This is a genomic window from Pseudodesulfovibrio tunisiensis, assembly GCF_022809775.1.
Classification (GTDB): Bacteria; Desulfobacterota; Desulfovibrionia; order Desulfovibrionales; family Desulfovibrionaceae; genus Pseudodesulfovibrio; species Pseudodesulfovibrio tunisiensis.
This window is the reverse complement of sequence record NZ_CP094380.1, coordinates 3139241-3158285: the sequence shown is the minus strand read 5'-3', so window position 1 is coordinate 3158285 and position 19045 is coordinate 3139241. Positions and strand designations below refer to the sequence as shown.

At 62.3% G+C, this 19045-nt stretch carries 18 protein-coding genes; 9 read left to right on the top strand and 9 right to left on the bottom strand.

Going from position 1 to position 19045, the window contains the following annotated elements; translation table 11 throughout:
* Nucleotides 1-11 precede the first annotated feature (11 nt).
* Entirely contained in the window at nt 12-899 is an 888-nt protein-coding gene (locus tag MPN23_RS15055; RefSeq protein ID WP_243545020.1) for a zinc dependent phospholipase C family protein, read from the bottom strand.
* Between the two features lie 140 nt (nt 900-1039).
* Here MPN23_RS15055 and ade point away from each other — a divergent pair, with 140 nt between their 5' ends.
* Complete coding sequence (gene ade / locus MPN23_RS15050) at nt 1040-2779, top strand: adenine deaminase (protein ID WP_243545019.1); 1740 nt, start codon at nt 1040-1042, stop codon at nt 2777-2779.
* A 46-nt stretch (nt 2780-2825) separates the two neighbouring features.
* Nucleotides 2826-3695 carry a CPBP family intramembrane glutamic endopeptidase gene (locus MPN23_RS15045; protein ID WP_243545018.1) on the top strand — a complete coding sequence of 290 codons (870 nt, stop codon included), beginning with the start codon at nt 2826-2828 and terminating at the stop codon, nt 3693-3695.
* Between the two features lie 493 nt (nt 3696-4188).
* Here MPN23_RS15045 and MPN23_RS15040 read toward each other — a convergent pair whose 3' ends face one another.
* The 5 genes from MPN23_RS15040 to MPN23_RS15020 all read right to left on the bottom strand — a co-directional run bounded on the left by MPN23_RS15040 (nt 4189) and on the right by MPN23_RS15020 (nt 8465).
* Nucleotides 4189-4740 carry a hypothetical protein gene (locus MPN23_RS15040; RefSeq protein ID WP_243545017.1) on the bottom strand — a complete coding sequence of 184 codons (552 nt, stop codon included), beginning with the start codon at nt 4738-4740 and terminating at the stop codon, nt 4189-4191.
* A gap of 205 nt (nt 4741-4945) precedes the next feature.
* Complete coding sequence (locus tag MPN23_RS15035) at nt 4946-5362, bottom strand: secondary thiamine-phosphate synthase enzyme YjbQ (protein ID WP_243545016.1); 417 nt, start codon at nt 5360-5362, stop codon at nt 4946-4948.
* Complete coding sequence (locus MPN23_RS15030; protein WP_243545015.1) at nt 5359-5904, bottom strand: hypothetical protein; 546 nt, start codon at nt 5902-5904, stop codon at nt 5359-5361. The genes MPN23_RS15035 and MPN23_RS15030 overlap by 4 nt, the downstream gene beginning before the upstream one ends.
* A 97-nt stretch (nt 5905-6001) precedes the next feature.
* Nucleotides 6002-7975 carry an ATP-binding protein gene (locus tag MPN23_RS15025; protein WP_243545014.1) on the bottom strand — a complete coding sequence of 658 codons (1974 nt, stop codon included), beginning with the start codon at nt 7973-7975 and terminating at the stop codon, nt 6002-6004.
* 112 nt (nt 7976-8087) lie between these two features.
* Nucleotides 8088-8465, bottom strand: a complete 378-nt coding sequence (locus MPN23_RS15020; protein WP_243545013.1) for a winged helix-turn-helix transcriptional regulator — start codon at nt 8463-8465, stop codon at nt 8088-8090.
* Nucleotides 8466-8642: 177 nt separating this feature from the next.
* On the opposite strand from MPN23_RS15020, the gene MPN23_RS15015 reads away from it, so the two are divergent.
* From MPN23_RS15015 to MPN23_RS15005, 3 genes are all read left to right on the top strand, one after another.
* Complete coding sequence (locus MPN23_RS15015; protein ID WP_243545012.1) at nt 8643-9161, top strand: nitroreductase family protein; 519 nt, start codon at nt 8643-8645, stop codon at nt 9159-9161.
* On the top strand, nt 9146-9346 hold the full coding sequence (locus MPN23_RS15010) for a putative quinol monooxygenase (protein WP_243545011.1): 201 nt from the start codon (nt 9146-9148) through the stop codon (nt 9344-9346). Before MPN23_RS15015 ends, MPN23_RS15010 begins: the two co-directional genes overlap by 16 nt.
* A 128-nt stretch (nt 9347-9474) precedes the next feature.
* Nucleotides 9475-10050 carry a flavodoxin family protein gene (locus tag MPN23_RS15005; protein WP_243545010.1) on the top strand — a complete coding sequence of 192 codons (576 nt, stop codon included), beginning with the start codon at nt 9475-9477 and terminating at the stop codon, nt 10048-10050.
* 122 nt (nt 10051-10172) lie between these two features.
* Here the strand turns inward: MPN23_RS15005 and MPN23_RS15000 are convergent, their stop codons facing one another.
* The 3 genes from MPN23_RS15000 to MPN23_RS14995 are packed head-to-tail and all read right to left on the bottom strand — an operon-like array spanning nt 10173 to nt 13100.
* Nucleotides 10173-11339, bottom strand: a complete 1167-nt coding sequence (locus tag MPN23_RS15000; RefSeq protein ID WP_243545009.1) for a class II aldolase/adducin family protein — start codon at nt 11337-11339, stop codon at nt 10173-10175.
* Nucleotides 11336-11464, bottom strand: coding sequence for an aldehyde ferredoxin oxidoreductase C-terminal domain-containing protein (locus tag MPN23_RS17045; protein WP_279388677.1), 129 nt, complete (start codon nt 11462-11464; stop codon nt 11336-11338). Before MPN23_RS17045 ends, MPN23_RS15000 begins: the two co-directional genes overlap by 4 nt.
* Nucleotides 11451-13100: an aldehyde ferredoxin oxidoreductase family protein gene (locus MPN23_RS14995; RefSeq protein ID WP_279388676.1), complete on the bottom strand. Its 1650-nt coding sequence runs from the start codon at nt 13098-13100 to the stop codon at nt 11451-11453. The genes MPN23_RS17045 and MPN23_RS14995 overlap by 14 nt, the downstream gene beginning before the upstream one ends.
* A 419-nt stretch (nt 13101-13519) precedes the next feature.
* On the opposite strand from MPN23_RS14995, the gene MPN23_RS14990 reads away from it, so the two are divergent.
* The 4 genes from MPN23_RS14990 to MPN23_RS14975 all read left to right on the top strand — a co-directional run bounded on the left by MPN23_RS14990 (nt 13520) and on the right by MPN23_RS14975 (nt 19014).
* A complete protein-coding gene (locus MPN23_RS14990; protein ID WP_243545008.1) occupies nt 13520-14047 on the top strand; it encodes a tetratricopeptide repeat protein in 528 nt (175 codons plus the stop codon).
* 19 nt (nt 14048-14066) lie between these two features.
* Nucleotides 14067-14624 carry a sugar O-acetyltransferase gene (locus MPN23_RS14985; protein WP_243545007.1) on the top strand — a complete coding sequence of 186 codons (558 nt, stop codon included), beginning with the start codon at nt 14067-14069 and terminating at the stop codon, nt 14622-14624.
* Nucleotides 14625-14731: 107 nt separating this feature from the next.
* The gene (locus tag MPN23_RS14980; protein WP_243545006.1) at nt 14732-15952 is read left to right on the top strand and encodes an efflux RND transporter periplasmic adaptor subunit; all 1221 of its coding nucleotides are present in this window, start codon (nt 14732-14734) and stop codon (nt 15950-15952) included.
* The gene (locus MPN23_RS14975) at nt 15952-19014 is read left to right on the top strand and encodes an efflux RND transporter permease subunit (RefSeq protein ID WP_243545005.1); all 3063 of its coding nucleotides are present in this window, start codon (nt 15952-15954) and stop codon (nt 19012-19014) included. The genes MPN23_RS14980 and MPN23_RS14975 overlap by 1 nt, the downstream gene beginning before the upstream one ends.
* Nucleotides 19015-19045 lie beyond the last annotated feature (31 nt).

Here is a 19045-nt window from a genome sequence, read left to right as displayed (position 1 = left end):
GCTTTCGTGAATCAGGCGGGAATGGTCCGGATTTTCCCGGGATTGTCGGCTCTCGCCACGGGAAGCGTGGTCAGGCTCGACGGCGCAACAAACAGGTCGCCGCCATGCGCCCGGCTTCCGGCCATGCGCAGGACGCGCACACGCCGCAGGTTGCGACTGCCGATGGGATCAAAGGAAACGGCCGGGGAATTCTCGGGCGAGGAAAGCATGTCGAACACCACGTTGCGGGACAGGGCAAGCATGGCGTTCAGGGGCCGGGAGTCCGCGGACCACGGCAGAATGCGATCCGCCAGATCCAGAGAGGAGCCCCATGTCTTGCGGCTGAACAGCTTGAGGCTGCCCTTGACGATCTGCTTCTTGACCAGAAACGGCAGCTTGCGTCTGTCCATGGCCGTGAGCAGGGACCCGTCCGCAACCTTGTTGGATTTGCGGAACAGGGCCAGAGCGCGCTCGTGTTCGGTCTCGAACCGGCGGTCGGCCTGTGCCTCCACGTAGACATGGGAAATCCTGCCGCCGGAGGGCATGTGCCACAGGGCGTTGGGCACATAGTAGTTGTGGGCCACGACATCGGCGGCCAGATGGCTGAGGTAGCCATAGGCATAGGCTCGCACCAGCGGTGTGGACGCAGTGCGCAGGAGCTTGAACCCGGTGCACCAGTTGTGGCTGTGCCCGGGATGCACGCTGCACCCCTTGCCGATGAAGATGTCCGCGCTCAGGCAGCCGTACAGAAACGCGCTTCTGTTCCTGAGCAGCAGGCTCGCCACCAGCGGCGGCAGCGCCCCGGCTCCGGCGAGCACGGAATTGCCCAGCGCAAGATGCACGCCCGGCCCCCAGGCCAGGGCAAGGTCGGGCGCAAGCGCGAAAACAAGGGTGACGGCAAGGATGAATACAGCTTTCATGAACATCGGCTCCGAGGGAAACAAATAAGGACCGTGACGGGTTTGTCAACAAAAATCGAACCGGATTCCGTAGAACGCTTGACCCGGTGCCGGGTCCCGTGTGAAGTGGTAAATGCAGAAAATCCAGCAAGGAGAAATGGATGCCATTATCCAGAGAGACCCTGACCCGCCGCATCAGGTTGGCCAGAGGAATCGAACCGGCCGACCTGCTCATCACCGGAGCCAGAGTGGTCAATGTCATTTCCGGGGAAATCCACGCGACCGATGTGGCCGTGGCGGACGGCGTGTTTCTCGGATTCGGAAACTACGAGGCCAGACGCACCCTGAACGCCGAGGGCAGATACCTCTGCCCGGGGCTGATCGACGGGCACATCCACATTGAATCGTCCCTGCTCTCCCCGCCCCGGTTTGCCCGGGCCGTGGCCGCACGCGGCACGTCCGCCGTGGTTGCGGACCCGCATGAAATCGCCAACGTACTCGGCGCGGACGGCGTGCGCTACATGGCGGATTCCTCTGCCGGACTCCCGGTGGCCGTGTATTTCATGATGCCCTCCTGCGTCCCGGCCACGCATCTGGAACACAGCGGCGCAACCATCGGTCCGGACGACATCCGCGCCCTACTCGCCGAATATCCGGACCGCATTCTGGGACTGGCCGAAATGATGAATTTCCCAGGCGTGCTGAACTGCGACCCGGACGTGCTGGACAAGCTCCTTGCCTCGCAGGGCAGGCCCATCGACGGCCATGCGCCCCTGGTCACTGGCCGCGATCTGGCCGCCTATGTCATGGCCGGCCCGCACAGCGATCACGAATCCACCACGCCCGAAGAGGCGCTGGAAAAGCTGCGGCTGGGCATGCATGTCATGATCCGCGAAGGCACCACCGAACACAATCTGGAAGACCTTGCCCCGATCGTGACCAGCGAGAACAGCCGGGAAATGTCTCTGGTCTCCGACGACCAGCTTGCCCCGGACCTGCTCGACCACGGGCACATGGACCACAAGGTGCGTCTGGCCGTGGGCCGGGGCATTCCTCCGGTCCGGGCCATTCAGATGGCCTCCCTGAACACGGCGCGCCATTTCGGGCTGGATCGCGGCCCGGTGCGGCACGGCGCCATTGCCCCGGGCTTTCGCGCGGACTTCTTTCTGGTGGACGATCTGGCGGAATTCCGGGTCGCAGACGTGCATCTCGGCGGCCACCCCCTGTCCCCGGATCAGGATTTCATCTCCGGGACCACGGACCCGGGCAATACCATGAACATGGAACCTGTCGAGGACACCGCGTTCCGCATCCCGGCCCAAGGCGAAACCATGCGCGTGATCGGCGTGGAACCGGGCCAGCTCGTGACGAGCCATCTGACCATGCCCGCGACCATCCGCAACGGACTGGCCGAGGCGGATCCGGACCGCGACATTGCCAAGCTCGCGGTGCTGGAACGTCATAACGACACCGGCAACATCGGGCTGGGCTTCGTGCAGGGCCTCGGCCTGAAGCGAGGGGCCATTGCCTCCACCGTGGCCCACGACTCCCACAACCTGATCATCGCGGGCGCCAGCGACGCGGACATGCTCGAAGCCGCGAACCGGGCCATGGCAACAGGCGGCGGATTCTGCGCGGTGCTGGACCGCAAGGTCATCTCCTGCCTGCCCCTGCCCATCGCCGGGCTCATGTCCAACAGGCCCATGGAGGAAGTGGCCCGGGATCTGGATTCCCTGCTCAGGAAAATCCATGCCGAACTCGGAGACTTCCCGTTCCCCAACCCGTTCGCCATGCTCTCGTTTCTGGCCCTGCCCGTCATACCGGAACTCAAGCTCACCGATCTGGGACTGGTGGACGGACGCACCTTCGAGATAACCAGCCTGTGGACGGACGCCAAATAGACGCGATCCCCTTTTCCATTGCCGCGCTTTGCGGTATCTGGCCTGCATGACGCAACACGCACACCATGCCGACCGCGCCGGAAACCGGGCTTCCATTGTCTGGTTTCTGGCTGCGGCATTCATCCCCACCTTTGCGGCGGAAGCCTGGCTTGCGGCCTCGGGCCTGCGTTTGGACGGACAGATCATCGGCACGGTGCCCATGCTCTGGATTCTCGGCATCATGTGGATTCCCGGGCTGGCCGCCCTCGGCGTGCACGTGTTCGTGGAAAAAAGAGACTGGCGCGAATTGGGACTGCGTTTCGGACCGTGGCGCGCCTACGCGGACATGCTCCTGCTGATTCCGGCACTGTGTGCAGCCATGTACGGACTGACATGGCTGATCGGGCTGGCCGAACCGGACACGGCCATGTCCGGGCTGACAACGGCCACGGGAGCTGCAGCTCCGTCCCTGCGGGACATCTTCCTGATCATGCTGCCCATGAGCATCGTGGTGGGCACGCCCGTGAACGCCGTATTCGCGCTGGGAGAGGAACTGGGCTGGCGCGGCTTCCTGCTGCCCCGTCTCCTGCATCTGGGCAGATTCCGGGCCTATACTCTGCTCGGCGTGATCTGGGGACTATGGCACGCCCCGCTCATCATGATGGGCTTCAACTACCCGGGCCATCCCGTGGCCGGTATCGGCATGATGTGTCTGCTCTGCACCGCATTCGGCGCCCTGCTCGGAGAATGCCGACTGCGCTGGAATTCCGTGCTTGTCGCGGCATGGATGCACGGTGCAGCCAATGCTCAGGGCTACGGCATCTGGCCGTGGCTCTTTCCTGATGCCAATCCCCTGCTCGGCGGATTTTCCGGGCTCACGGGCGTGGCGGTCTGGTCTCTGGCCGCATTGATCGCGTTCCGCATGTTCCGCCGCTGACACTTTCGTCTCAACCGTCTCAACTGTCTCACACCTCTGTCTCATCGAGACAGTCCTTCTCGAATCACCTGTCATTCAACAGTTCGTTTTCATTGCAGAAAAAGTTTGGCACGCCTGTTGATATACCTGTATCAACGCGCCGAAAACGACGCGAATCAACCAGAACAGACAGGAACAAGGAGGGCATATGCTTGATGGACGCAGCCTCGTGGCATTCATGGTCGTGGCCATTGGCGTGACCGTTACCTTTTTCTACCAGCTGAACGCCTACATGAGCTAGGCATCGGCACAATCCCGAGAAACCGCTTTTTCACAACTGATTGATGCAGTGCAGCGTGCCGGGGGCCGACATCGGGTCGGTCCCCACCTCTCTCGGCGCCCGTGCGGGTGCAGGAGAATTCCGCCGCCCGTCCGAACACTGATCAGGGCGGCCCATGTAAAAAGCCCCGTTCCCTTTCAGGAGCGGGGCTTTTCCATTGACATGCGGAACTGTCTACTTGAAGGACCGGGCAAACAGGTCGGCAATGGCCTGACGGCCGTTGTCCTCCAGAAAACGGGTTCCGGTACCCGTGAAATGATGACGGGTGATCCGGGGGGCACCGTCCGGGGTCCATTCGCCGGAAGCCCACTTGAACCAGCCGTTCCTGGCCTGATCGAACACGTACAGGGGCTTGTTGCAGATCTTGGCGAATTCCGCTCCCCAGCCCGTGCCGCCCTTGACCGTGCCGTCGGGCTGCAGGGAACCGATCACGAAGACCTCGTGTCCGGCCTCGACCTGATACATGATGGTCTGAAGGACCTTGCGCATCTTTTCGGCATTGGTGAACCTGCGGTCCAGCAGTTTGGACACGTAGGTCAGGCTCACGTCCTTGCGCACCAGCTCCTCGTCGGTAAGCACGCGCAGGCCGCGGCTGCGCTGAATCTTGTGGCCATCGAAGGTGAAATTCACTTCCGCAATGGAATGCTGTTCGGCAAGGCGCCCGAATTCGGCTTCGGCACCCTGGGCACCGCCGCTGAACAGGGTGCAGGGATCGGTAAGAGTCATGGCTTCTCCTTGATTATTGGCGATACGGAATCACGGCAACAATCCTGCCGTTACCGTCAAGTATGCACGCGGATTGCGGTTCGGGCAATGATAGATGGCCCGAAACCGGAAAAATGACAGCAAAGAGAGCAGGCAATATGCCTGTTTCGATGCAGGGTCAAGTCCGGTCTTGAGGATTTTTCGCGCCTGCCGGGCGCACGGTCGGCTATTCCCCGATGATCTTGACAAGCACGCGCTTGCGCCGCCTGCCGTCGAACTCGCCGTAGAAAATCTGCTCCCACGTACCGAAGTCCAGCCTGCCTTCGGTTACGGCCACCACCACTTCCCGGCCCATGACCTGACGCTTCATGTGCGCGTCGGCGTTGTCCTCGTACCCGTTGTGGCGGTACTGGCTCACGGGCTCATGCGGGGCGAGCCTTTCCAGCCAGACCTCGTAGTCGTGATGCAGGCCGGACTCGTCATCATTGATGAAGACCGAGGCCGTGATATGCATGGCGTTGACCAGACACAGCCCCTCCCGGATGCCGGATTCGCGCAGGCAGGCCTCCACGTCCGGGGTGATGTTCACGAATCCCCGGCGCGAGGGGATCTCGAACCAAAGTTCCTTGCGATACGACTTCATGCCTGTGCTCCGGCTGAAGAAATGTAGGTCAGTTCGCGATCGAAATCCTCGATGCCCGCATCCAGACCGTGCAGGGCGTGGCCGAGACGGACCATCTGTCCGGCCGGAAAATCCTTGCCCCAGCGCTCCAGATAACCCGCAAACCCGTGGGCGCGCAGCAGTCCCGCGCCCTGCTCCAGAGCCTGTGCCGCGAAATCTTCCCAGCCCAGCGAAAATTGCAGATTCCAGACCGGAAACACCTTGCCGCCCTCGGTGCGCTGGCCGGAAAAGGCCACCCGGGCACGGACCATGTCGTTTTCCAGCGGAGTCAGGGTCCATTCGTACATCCAGCCTTCGCCCACCCACTCGAATTCCAGATGACGATATTCGTCGTCCCGCGCCTGACGCAGGTCCAGAAGGCCCTGAAACAGGTCGCGGAGCGGTTCGGACAGGGCGCTGGAAACGCTCAGGTCATACGCGGTATCGTTCAGGTTCAGGCACACTTCAAGCCAGCCCGCCGACACGTCGACAAGCCGGAATTGAACCCGGTCAATGGATGGCATGCATACCTCTTGAGGCTGAATGGGTTGTCGAAGGGCCGAATCATACACGGTTCGCCTGCGATTTTCAAAACCGGAATACAGAGGGAATCGGGCCGGATCACAGGCCCACTTCCACGGTAAAGGCAATCTCCGTGCCTTGCCCGGGTTCGGTGCTGATGCAGACCGTGCCGTTCATGGCCTGCACGAACCGCCTGACCAGAGACAGCCCGATGCCGGTCCCGCCGTGGCGACGCGTACGCGATCCGTCGCCCTGCCGGAACAGCTCGAAGATCACGCCCAGCTTGTCCGGGGAAATGCCGATGCCCGAATCCCGCACAAGAAACAGCAGCTTGCCTCTGCGACCACGCACCGTGGCGGGCAGCAGACAGGCGCTCACCGAAACGTCCCCGGCATCCGTGAATTTCATGGCATTGCCCACCAGATGAAACAGCACCTGCCGCAGCCGCCGCGCATCCGCGCACACCTCCTGCGGCAGGGACGCATCCGCAAGCCAGCTCAGGGCCACCCCCTTGGACGAGGCCTCCAGACTGTAGGGCCCGATCACCACGTCCACGATCCCGGCAAGATTCACGGGTTTTTCGTCAAGTTCCACGGCCCGGGCCTCGACAACGGAAAAGTCGAGAATATCGTTGAGCAGAATCAGCAGACTGCGCGCGGAATCAAAGGCGTAATCCGCCATTTCCGCAAGGTCCCCGGGCAGCTCGGAATCCTTGAAAAGCTGAAGCATGCCAAGCAGCCCGTTGAGCGGAGTGCGGATTTCATGGCTGATATTGGCCAGAAAATCGCTCTTGGCCTGACTCGCGTCCTCGGCCGCCTTCTTGGCCCGCAACAGGTCGGTCACGTCCATGATGGCCTGAATCTCGTATTCCGGGCTGGGTCTGTGCCGGGTGCGCACGGCCAGCAGCCTGCCACGCGGGGACAGCACCTCGCAGGACTCCTCGGGCACCGGAGCGGACACCGGGCCTGTTTCCAGCCGGGTCACGTAATCGGACAGGGGACGGCCAAGGGCCTGCCTGCCGAACATTTCCAGCCCGGCCGGGTTCAGGGAACGGATGATCCTGCCGTGCGGGGTCAGCTCCAGCTTGACGATGGTGATGGGAGAACTGTCGATGAGCAGCTTGAGGTCGCGCTCGGTACGCTTGCGCCGGGTCACGTCCTCGCGAATGAGAATGCCGCCCGTGACCGCATCGCCCTCCATGACCGGAGCGCAGCGGAAATTCTGGCAGACCTCCTCCCTGTCGCCGAAGGCCGGAATGATCACGTCCTCCAGAGACACGGTTCGTCCACGCAGCACGCCCCTGAGCCGCTCGCCCAGTCCGGCGCGGATCACGCCCGGGATGTCCCACAGTTTCTTGCCTATGTAGAATTCCGGAGAAAGCCGATCCCTGTCGATGCGGTGCAGGTGCCAGTCATTGACCAGCGTGATGGTGCCCTGCGCGTCAAAGGCCATGATGGAAATGGGCGATGCCGTGAGCAGAGCCTTGTACTGCTGCTGGGTTTCGCGCAGCACGCGCTCGGCGAGTTCGCGCTTGGACACGTCCAGCACGATGAGCAGACTGCCCAGACTCTGGCCCTCGCCCTTCCTGAGCTGATGCAGGGAATACAGGCCCGGAAAAATCTCGCCGCTCCTGCGCCGGAACCTTGCCCGGTTGGCGGACATGCCGCTTCCGCAATCCCCGTGTTTTCCCGGCCCGCCTTCCGCACACAGGACGTTCACGGAACAGCCCAGAATCTCGTCGCGGGCATAGCCGAAAATATGCTGCGCCCCGGCGCTGAATTCGATGATCCCGCCGGTATCGTCGTCGCGATGGATGACAAAGGCCACGTCCTCGGCTGCCTCCAGAATGCCCTCCAGACGCAGGCCGGTTTCGGTCAGCTTTTCGCTGGTGCGGCCCATGTCGTCCACAAGGCTGGTCAGGGTGCTGCGCAGCCCCTCCTCCCGGGATTCCACGGCAACGCGGTAGTCATCCAGATTCGCCTTGAGCGCGCGCAGTTCGTCGAGCGAGGGAGACGAGCGATCCCCTTGCAGGGCCGCGAATCCGGCCTCCACTGCCGCGCGTATGGATTTCATGTCTTTTCCCGTGGTCATTGTTCGTGTGCCTTTCAGTCACTGACCACAGTGAAATACCGCCATTTACCGGGCAGGAAAAGGGAATGATTGCAAAAAATAACCATTGGCGCAGTTATACGGCTTCGGCGTGTTCCCGCACAAGCCCGGCCATGGCCTCTTCGTACATCCGCCCCCACTCGCACAACTGATGGACGACCGGGAGCACGCTTTCCCCGGTCGGCGTCAGGGAATACTCCACACGAGGCGGCACCTGGGCATAGACTTCGCGATGCACGATGTTGTCCGCCTCCAGTTCCCGGAGCTGCTGCGTCAGCATCTTCTGGGTGATGTTGGGAATGGTCCGCTTCAGTTCGCAAAAACGGAGCGTACCGTCCCGCCCCAGATGATAGATGATGATGGGTTTCCACTTGCCACCGATGATCTGAAGCGTCAGCTCCACGGTGCAGTGATATTTCTTGTTCCCGCAGGTCTTGAGAGTGCTGCCGGACATGGGCTCTCCCGTAAGCTTTCATGAAAATGCGGTTCTTGCGCAAAGACATTCCGCACATGGTTTCCAAAAGGTGCCTACAGCACAAATTGGTGCGTACTTGATATTTCTGCTATAATGTCAGAAAAGATTGTCAGCGTAAAGTCAGACAACATTCACTCACTACGAAGGAGAAATGACATGGACGTTTTCGAAGCCATGGGCACCCGCAGAAGCATCCGGAAATATCAGGACAAGCCTGTTTCCCCGGAGATTGTGCGCGATCTTCTGGGCGCGGCCATGATGGCCCCGAGCGCGGGCAACGCGCAGGCGTGGCAATTCGTCGTGGTGGACGATCGCGAAAAACTGGCAAACATCAAGAACCTGAATTCCAATGCCGCCATGGCTGGGCACGCGCCCATGGGCATTCTGGTCTGCGGCGATCGGAATCTGGAAAAATATCCGGGATACTGGATGCAGGACTGCTCCGCAGCCATGCAGAACCTGCTGCTGGCTGCGCACGCCAAGGGACTGGGCGCAGTCTGGACCGGCATTCTTCCCAGCGAGGACAGCTTTGACGGATTCCGCCGCATGTTCGACCTGCCCGAGCATGTCATGCCCCTGGGTTTCGCGGTCATCGGCTGGCCCGCGCAGGAGCGCAAGTCCGAAGATCGATACGACGAAAGCAAGGTGCATCACAACACGTGGGGCAACAAGTAATTATCGCGGACCACGTGCTGTTCTCGGTGCGGCCGGGCATGGCGGACACAGCCCGGCCCCTGTTCGCGGAACTGGTGGCAAACAGCCGCAAGGACGCAGGTTGCGTGCGCCACGAAATGCACGCGGCCCGGACGATCCGAGCCGCTTCATGCTCCCTGAGCTGTGGCGTTCCGAATCAGACCTGAACGCACACTGCGATCAGCCGTGATTTCCGGTCTTGGGCGAAAGGCTGGACAAAGTGCTGGCCGGGGAACCCGTGATCTCGATCTGGACCCAGCTGGACATGTAGCTCTCGAAAAGCAAAGGAGCCGACATGAAAGTCGTTGCATTCAACGGAAGCGCCCGCAAGGGCGGCAATACCGCGGACATGATCCGCATGGTGTTCGCGGAGCTGGAGGCCGAAGGCATTGAAACCGAACTGGTGGAACTGTCCGGCAAACGCATGGACGGCTGCATCGCGTGCAGCAAATGTTTTGAAAACCGGGATCGCCGATGCGCTGTGACCAGGGATTTCATGAACGACTGCATCACACGCATGGACGAGGCTGACGGCATCATTCTGGGCTCACCCACGTATTTCGGCAACGTGAGCACGGAAATGAAGGCGCTCATCGACCGTGCGGGCATGGTGGCCCTTGCCAACGACAGCATGTTCGCCCGCAAGGTGGGCGCGGCCGTGGTTGCCTGCCGTCGCGGCGGGGCCATGCAGACCTTCAATGCCCTGAACACCTTCTTCTTCATCGAACAGATGATCGTGCCCGGCTCCCGCTACTGGAACATGGGCATCGGCATGAACAAGGGCGAGGTGCAGCAGGATGCCGAAGGTCTGGAAACCATGAAGACCCTCGGCCAAAACATGGCCTGGCTGCTCAAGAAACTCCACGCCTGATTTTCCGAACTTTCTCTCCTCCATTGAAAAAGGGACGGCAGGACTTTTGTCCTGCCGTCCCTTTTTTCACATTGCTTCGTCAAACATCCGACCAGACTTTGACAAGAGCCGCTACAAGCCCCCTACCCGCCGAACGACCTTACCAGTTCGAAATAGGCCTCGCGGCTGGCGTTCTCGGTTTCCAGCAGGGTGCGGAACGCGTCGTTGAAATCGGTCCGGGCTGTGGCGAACACGCCGTGGCCGAGCACGATGGCCGCGTCGTGTCTTTCCAGTGCGGGCGGCAGGGTGTGGCACAGTCCCGTGGGGCCGGTGCCGACCTCGCCGGGCACGACGGGCGCATCGCCCACAAACCGCTTTTCCGTGCAATGGATGTGGCAGGCGTCCCGATTCACGCAGTCGTCGCGGTCGCAGTACATGGACATGATCACGGAAAAACGCGGGTGGCCGTGCAGGATGCAGCGGGCCGGGGTGCGGCGGTACACGTCCTCGTGCGCCGTGAGTTCCGAGGACGCGGTCAGCCCGGCGCAGGACGAGCCGTCCATGGGGCACGGGTCGATGCACCCTTCCAGCTCGTCAAGGGAACTCCCGGTCTGGCTGATGTGGATCACGTCGTCCACGCGGCAGGACACATTGCCGAAAAAGGAATCCACCAGACCATACTCCACCACGGCGCGCCCGGCCTGAGTCATGGCGGCCACGGCCTGATCCTCGGACTCGAACGGACCGTGCAGCAGGTCCGGCAGATCAATGCGCGGCTCGGGCAGATGCGCGCAGGCCCGCCAGAACGCAGCCCGGTATTCCGGGTCCAGCGCACTGATGCGCATCCGGGTCAGATATTCCGAAAAGAAGAGCACGGAAACCGCAAAGCAGGTGGAAGAATAAAACACGAACGCCTGTTCCGGCATGACCGAACCGCAGGCCGCAATGCCGTGGCCCGGAATGAGCACGGCCTTGCGTCGGGACAGTCCCCTGGCAAGGGCCTCGGCAGAAAACTCACGCACAATGGGGATGTCATGCAGAAAGGTCCGGGTCTCGGTATCACGCGGCTTCACGGATTTCCGGCTGCGGGCACACAGGAATTCCATGATGGTGCAAAACGGCTCGGCAGGCCGGGCAAAGACCAGCGAGCCTGCCCCGATCTCCGCCATTGCCGTTTCCAGCTCCGCAGTGCGCGGGTCCTCGCGGTTCCACACCAGTTCCGCATCGGTTCCGGCCACGAGCACGTCGTCTTCCAAAACCAGTCCCCGGGTCACGAGCTTGCGCGCGTACGTGTCGCACATGGTCTTCATTCGTTCCACTCCAATCCAAGTCGTTCGGCAGTCTCGCGCACGGGCACGCCCTGTTCGTCCAGCCCGCGCACCGCATAATACGTTTTCCGAGCCCGCAGAAATGCGTCCCGGTCAATGGGCCGCACTTCGATTCCGGCCCCGGACGTGCCGGGTTCCGAGAGAAAAACGTTCGGGCAGATCGTCGTCGCAGGCCGCGAATCCGTTCATCGCGTTCATGATCCGTTCATTGTACACGATGCGCTCCCCGGCCCGGAGCAGGTCCACGCCCGAGACGGCCATGCCGGTCACGGCGGAAAACGCCCGGGCGTACTCCTCCATGCCCGAGGAGAGGAACATGTGGTTGCAGGCGATCAGGGATTCGGCAGCCGCGTACAGGTCTTCGGCTCCCTTGATCATGGGCGCCTTGCCAATGAAGGAAAAGCGGTCCGTGGCAACCGGCTTGCGCAACACCTCGTGACTCACGGGAAAAGCCCGGGAATGGCAGCCGCCGCGCGTGGACACGGCATAGGCCAAAGCCAGCCCATGCGCGCCACGCGGGTCAAACGCAGGCAGTTCCAGCCCCTTGACTGCCATGGCAAATTCCGGCCTGCCGCAGGTCTCGGCAAAATGCAGAGCCCCCTGCCCCAGATCGCCGCCCTCGGCCATTTCCCGAATGCGGGCAATCAGGGTTTCGCGGTCGAAATCCGCGCCGTCCATTTCCCGAAGGCAGGCCAGAGTCCCGGCCACGGAAACCGGGTCCAGGCCCAGCTTGCGGCACAGGGAGACAGCATCCACAGCCAGCTCAAGGTCATCATTGCAGATCAGGGCCGTGAAGTGGGACAGCGCGTCGAACTCGGGCAGTACGCGGCCATCCGCGGACTCGCGCTTGCAGTTCACATGACAGCCCGGACAGCCGAACGCGCGGGAATCGTACCGGGCGTGCATGGCCGGAGCATTGCACGAGGCAGCCGCCGGGAAAAAGGTGCGGGAAAAGTTGTCCGTGGGCATCATGCGCCGGGAGGCAGTCAGGTCGCACAGGGCAGCCGTGCCCCAGTTGGAAAAGCCGTGCCTGCCCATGAGCACGGGCGAGGCAGCGGAAAGCCGCAGGATGTCCTCGCGCGCACTGGCCAGAGCCATGGGATTGCGCACGGCCACGCGTCCGGTACCGCACACCGCGAGATAAAGCATGTTTTTTGCGGCAAGGCTCAATCCCAGTCCGCCGCGTCCGGAAAAATGACGACGATCGACCGTGATCCCGGCCAGCGGGGAACCGTTGATCGCTGCCGGTCCAATGCAGGACACGGACGCATCCGCAGGCGCACGGGCTTCCAGTTCCCGGAACAAATCCGGCACCTCGCGCCCCCACAGGTGCGCAGCCTCGACAAGACGCACCTTGCGGTCCTCGACAATCACGCCGCACGGCGCGTCAGCCTGTCCGGTCAGGATCAGGCCGTCCCAGCCCGCATGTTTGATTTCCGTGCCCAGCCTGCCGCCCACGGTGGCATCGGCCACGGTTCCGGTCAACGGAGAACGTGACATGATGCAGCACCGGCTGGACGCAGGCGCATCCGTTCCGGTCAACGACCCGGCAAACACGAGCACGGGCATGGCGGGATCGTTCCAATCCCGGTCGCAGTGCGGCCGCAGAAAGTGCCCGGCCATGCCCCGTCCGCCGAGAAACTCGCGGTACAGGTCCATGTCCGGCTGTTCCACCCGGATTTCCCGGGTCGTCAGGTCAATGTGCAGGACCTTGCCGGTCCAGCCGAAAATTTCGTGATTCATGCGGGTTTCCTTTCATGAACCCAAGGGAATTGCAACCGCCCGAAGCATTCCCGGAATCGTCACACGAGCAGGCTGCCCCCTTTCGCAGCAACGCAGCAGATTGCCTCACAATTCTCAGGCGGTTCCGAAAGGGTGAAATGCAAGGCGCAAGAAAGGGACAAGGCCGACGCGTATACAAAATACGCGAGGGTTTGTCCCTTTCGCAGCAACGCAGCAGATTGCCTCACGATTATCAGGCTGTTCCGAAAGGGTAAGATGCAAGGCGCAAGAAAGGGACAAGGCCGACGCGTATACAAAATACGCGAGGATTTGTCCCTTTCGCAGCAACGCAGCAGATTGCCCTTTCGGGACAGCCTGATGTTGACCCGGGGGAAATAATCCGTATCCTGTGCGCGCGTTCTCATGAGAGGAGGAGACCCATGGCCGACAAGATCAACAAGGCGCGCCGCAATTTCCTGTTTGGCGCGGTTCGCCGATTCAGGAAGGAAGACCCGGACCAGCCCATTGCGGCCACGGCAGACACCGTGGACGTGATCAGGGAGGCCAATGCGGCCTATGTGGACGGCAGGTGGGAAGAAGCCCGGGACGGGTACAAGGAATACATCCAGTCCGACAAGAACGATGCGGACGTGCGCTACCGTCTGGGCGTGAGCCTGTACCGGCTGGGCATGTACCGTCAGGCCAAGCTGGAATTCGAACGCTGTCTGCGACTGGACCGGGAATACAGGGACGCGTTCCTGTATCTGGGGCTGACCATGGTGCGGCTGGAACGCCCGGAAAAGGCCGTGCCGCTCTGGAAACGGTATTTCAACACCAATGCCATCCCGGTGCAACGCGAGCTGAACCTTCAGGTGGGCCTCATGGAATCCGGGGTCGCAGACCCGCCGGAAGAGGTTGCCGAATCCGTGGAACAGGCCATTGCCCAATGCGGCACGGCCATTGGCTGACCCGCCCGACGAGGATGTCATGACCGAATTCCGAAAAATGATTCAGGGGCTCGCGTACAACGCGGATGACGAGGAACTGAATGCCCTGCGCCTCAAGGCGCGGCAGTTGTTCAAGGCATTCAACGACTCGGCTCCGGACCGGAAGGAGGAACGCACTGCCCTGCTGCGCCGACTCTTCGGCGCCATGGGGGCCGGCGTACTCATCGAACCGCCTTTTTTCTGCGACTACGGGTGCAACATCCTACTCGGCGACAACGTGTTCTTCAATTTCGGGTGCACGATTCTGGACCCGGGGATGGTCCGCATCGGCAGCAACGTCAAGTTCGGCCCGTCCGTGTCCGTGTACACGGCCACCCATCCGGTGGAGGCGTCGAAACGGCTTTCGGGGCTGGAATACGGGCATGCCGTGACCGTGGGCGACAATGTCTGGATCGGCGGCGGGGCCATCCTGTGCCCGGGCGTGACCGTGGGAGAAAACGCCATGGTCGCAGCCGGAGCCGTGGTCACGAAGGACGTGCCGCCGTGCACCATGGTGGGCGGCAATCCGGCCCGCATCATCCGCCGCATCGAGCCTTAGCCTTCCGGAAAGGGAAACCTCCGAAGGCAATCCCCCCCTTGCCGTAATTCCCCGGCCTTTGTATAGCTGGAAGCAGTTCCCTCACTTCCAGCAACACGGAGGCCCGCATGCCTTTCCGCGCCCGTTTCCGGTCCGCCCTGCTTCTGGCGACGCTCATCATGCTCGCCCTGATTTCCGGCTGCACGGACAAGGAAAAACCGCAGGCGCCGCCTCCGGTTCCCGTGTCCGTGGTCAAGGCCGAGGCCCGGAACGCCCTGCGCACCATCAAGGGGGTGGGCACGGTCAAGGCCTCCAATTCCGTGACGCTCAAGCCACAGGTGAGCGGCCAGATTCTGCGCATCCATTTTCTGGACGGCGACCATGTGCGCGCCGGACAGCTCATGTACACCATCGACCCGGAAAGCTACGTGTTCACGCAAAAGGGCGCACAGGCCGACGTGGCCCGCGACCGGGCGCAGGCGGAAATGGCGCAGAAGGACTATCTGCGCTTCAAGAGCCTGTATGATCAGGGCGTGGTCTCGCGCGACGAATTCGAGCAGAAACAGACCGCGTACGAATCCGCGCACAAGGCCATGGAAGCGGACCTTGCGCAGGCAGGAATCGCCGGGCGCAACGTCACGTTCACCCGGGTCACCTCGCCCATCGACGGCATTGCGGGCAGCACCCTGCTGGACGAGGGCAATCTGGTATCACAGGACAGCACGGAACTGGTGAGCGTGAAAACCGTGTCCCCGGCGGACGTGGTCTTTTCCATTCCGGGCCGCTACCTGAAACTGGTGCGCGGGCATGTTGTGGACGAGGACCTGACCGTGACAGCCGAGGTTTCCGGCATGGAGAATGATCCGGCCACAGGACAGCTCACCTTCGTGGACAACTGGGTCAATCCGGCCACGGCCATGATCAACCTCAAGGCACGATTTCCCAACAAGGACCAGCGGCTCTGGCCCGGCCAGTTCGTGGCCGTGACCCTGATTCTGAGCACCATTCCGAATGCGGTGCACCTGCCATCCCAGTCCGTGCAGAAAGGCCCGGACGGGCACTACGTATTCGTGGTGGAGCAGGACAAGGCCACGATGCGGCCCGTGCAGGTGCTCCAGCGGGACGATGACGAAGTGGTGCTGAAGCAGGGCGTGAAACCCGGGGAAACCGTGGTCACGGACGGCATGTTCCGACTCCATCCGGACGCGGCCGTGAGCATTGTGCCGGCCACGAAACAGGACGGAACGCAGGAAAAGGAAACGGAAACAGCCAGGGGACACGACACCGGCGATTCCGATGACGCATCCGGTCCCGAAACGCAGGACGGTTCGGACAAGGGAGGCTCGTGATGCGCGGCACGGACCTGTTCATCCAGCGTCCGGTCATGACCACGCTGGCCATGCTCGGCCTGCTGTTCTTCGGCCTTGTCTCGTATGCGAACATGCCGGTCAGCTATCTTCCGGCCGTGGAATTTCCCACGATTCAGGTGGACGCAACCCTGTCCGGGGCCAGCCCGTCCACCATGGCCTCCAGCGTGGCCTCGCCCCTTGAACGGGAATTCGCCACCATAGCCGGGCTGGATTCCATGAGTTCGGTCAACTCGCTGGGCAGTACCACAGTCACCCTGCAATTCGATCTGGACCGGGACATCGACAGCGCGGCCATGGACGTGCAGGCCGCGATTTCCCGGGCCGAGGGCGAACTGCCGGACGACATGACCGACGAACCGGCCTTCGAAAAGGTGAACCCGGCGGACAGCCCGATCCTGTACATTTCGCTCCAGTCCGACACCCTGCCCCTGTACACGGTGAACGACTATGCCAAGACCTTTCTGACCCAGACCGTTTCCATGATTCCGGGCGTGGCCCAGGTCGAGATATACGGGGAACAGCAGTACGCGGTGCGCGTGCGTCTGGACCCGAGGGAACTGGCCTCGCGCGGGCTGGGCATCGACGAGGTCATGCAGTCCGTGACCGATGCCAACGTGAACCTGCCGCTGGGCAATCTGGAAGGCAGGGAGGAATCCCTGACTCTGGATGCGGACGGCCAGTTGTACAGGGCGGACCAGTACCGGGGGCAGATCGTGGCGTGGAAGGACGGCCAACCCGTGCGGCTGGACGAGCTCGGCGCAGTAGAGGACGGGGTCAAGTACGAGCGGTTCAGCTCGTGGCGGAACGGCAAGCGCAGCCTGACCATCGCGATCAAGCGCCAGCCCGGCACCAACACCATCGAAATCGTGGACGACATCCGGGAAAAGCTGCCGTGGATCCGCTCCCAGATGCCTGCGGGCCTCGACATGACCATCGTGCACGACAAGAGCGAATTCATCCGCGATTCCGTGCAGGACGTGCAGTTCACCCTCGGCCTTGCCGTGGCTCTGGTGATCATGGTGGTGTTCGTGTTCCTGCGCAATCCGGCGAGCACGTTCATCTCGTCCGTGGCCATCCCGTTTTCCATCGTGGCGACCTTTGCGGTCATGCATCTGCTCGGGTTCACGCTGGACACGTTTTCGCTCATGGCCCTGACCCTGTCCGTGGGATTCGTGGTGGACGACGCCATCGTGATGATCGAAAACGTGGTGCGTCATCTGGAGATGGGCAAGCCCCCGATGCAGGCCGCGCGCGACGGAGCCGGGGAAATCGGGTTCACCATCGTGTCCATGACCCTGTCGCTGGCCATCGTGTTCGTGCCCATCGTGTTCATGGCCGGAATCATCGGCCGGGTGCTGCACGAATTTGCCCTGACCATTGCCACGGCCGTACTGGTCTCGGGCGTGGTCTCCCTGTCCCTCACGCCCATGCTTGCCAGCCGGATGCTGCGTGAAAAGAGCCGCCTTGCCGAGTCCGATCCCCTGTTCGACAGGCTGCTGCGCGGATATCGCGCCAGCCTGCGCTTCTGCATCCGCCACAGGCTGGGCACCCTGCTCGCCTCCGTGGTCATGCTCGGGGTCACGGCATGGGCATTCGTGGTCATTCCCAAGGGCTTCCTGCCCAGCGACGACCAGGGCGTGATCATGGGCTTCACGCAGGCGCGGCAGGGCATTTCCTACGAATCCATGGAGCGGCACCAATCAAGGCTGTTCCCGATCTTCGCCAACACTCCGAGCGTGGAAAGCGACATCCAGATCATCGGCGTTCCCCTGACGAATCAGGGCATGGCCATCGCCCTGCTCAAACCGCAGGGTGAACGGCCCGACATCGATGCAATCATCCAATCCATGTGGGGACCGACCAATGCCATCCCCGGACTGGCCACCTTTCTGGTCAACCCGCCCATGATTCCCATCGGCGGCAAGCAGGCCAAGGGCGACTACCTGTTCACCCTGCTCTCCCCGGACCCGGACCGACTCTATCCCGACGCAGCGAAATTCGAGGCCAGCCTGCGCAGGCATCCCCTGCTCACGGGCGTGAACAGCGACCTCCAGATGACCAGCCCGCATGTGGAGCTGGACATCGATCGGAATCTGGCCGCCAGCCTCGGCGTCTCAGCCCGGCAGATCGAAAGCGCGCTGTTCACGGCCTACGGCGAACGCCAGATTTCCACGATCTACGCCACCACGGACGAATACAAGGTCATCATGCAGCTCAAGCCGGAATTCCAGCGCAACCACGACGCCCTGTCCATGCTCTACGTGCGCGCGGATTCCGGGGACCTGATCCGGCTGGATGCACTGTGCACGATCCGGGAGAGCCTCGGCCCGGTCACGGTCAACCACACGGGCCAGCTCCAGTCCGTGACCTATGCGTTCAGCGGCAGGCCCGGCACCTCGCTGGGCCAGATCACAAAGGCCGTCGAGGAACTGGCGGACAAGGAACTGCCCCCGACCATCAGCACCATGTTCGAAGGCACGGCAGGTGCATTTGCCGAGTCCATGAACAGCCTGTACTTCCTGCTGTTCATCGCCATCGTGGCCATCTACATCCTGCTCGGCTCGCTCTACGAATCCTTCATCCATCCCCTGACCATTCTTTCGGGCCTGCCATCCGCCGCACTGGGCGGACTCATCACCCTGTTCGCGTTCGGCTACGATCTGGACCTGTACGGCATGGTCGGCCTGATCATGCTCATCGGCATCGTGAAGAAGAACTCCATCATGGTGGTGGATTTCGCCATCGAGGAAGAGAAAAAGGGACTGGATGCGGGCGAGGCCGCGTTCAACGGCGCAGTGATCCGGTTCCGTCCCATCATGATGACCACGCTGGCCGCGATCATGGGCGCACTGCCCATTGCGCTGGGCATCGGAGCCGGGGCCGAGGTCCGGCGCCCCCTCGGCCTTGCCGTGGTCGGCGGGCTGGCCCTGTCGCAGGTGGTCACCCTGTACCTGACCCCGGTGTTCTACACCTACATGGATGATTTCCAGAAGCGGCTGACCCGCTCGCCAAAAGCGACCAAGGCCGAATCCGCCTCCTGACTCAGGCAGAAACAACAGGAAGCCCGTTGCA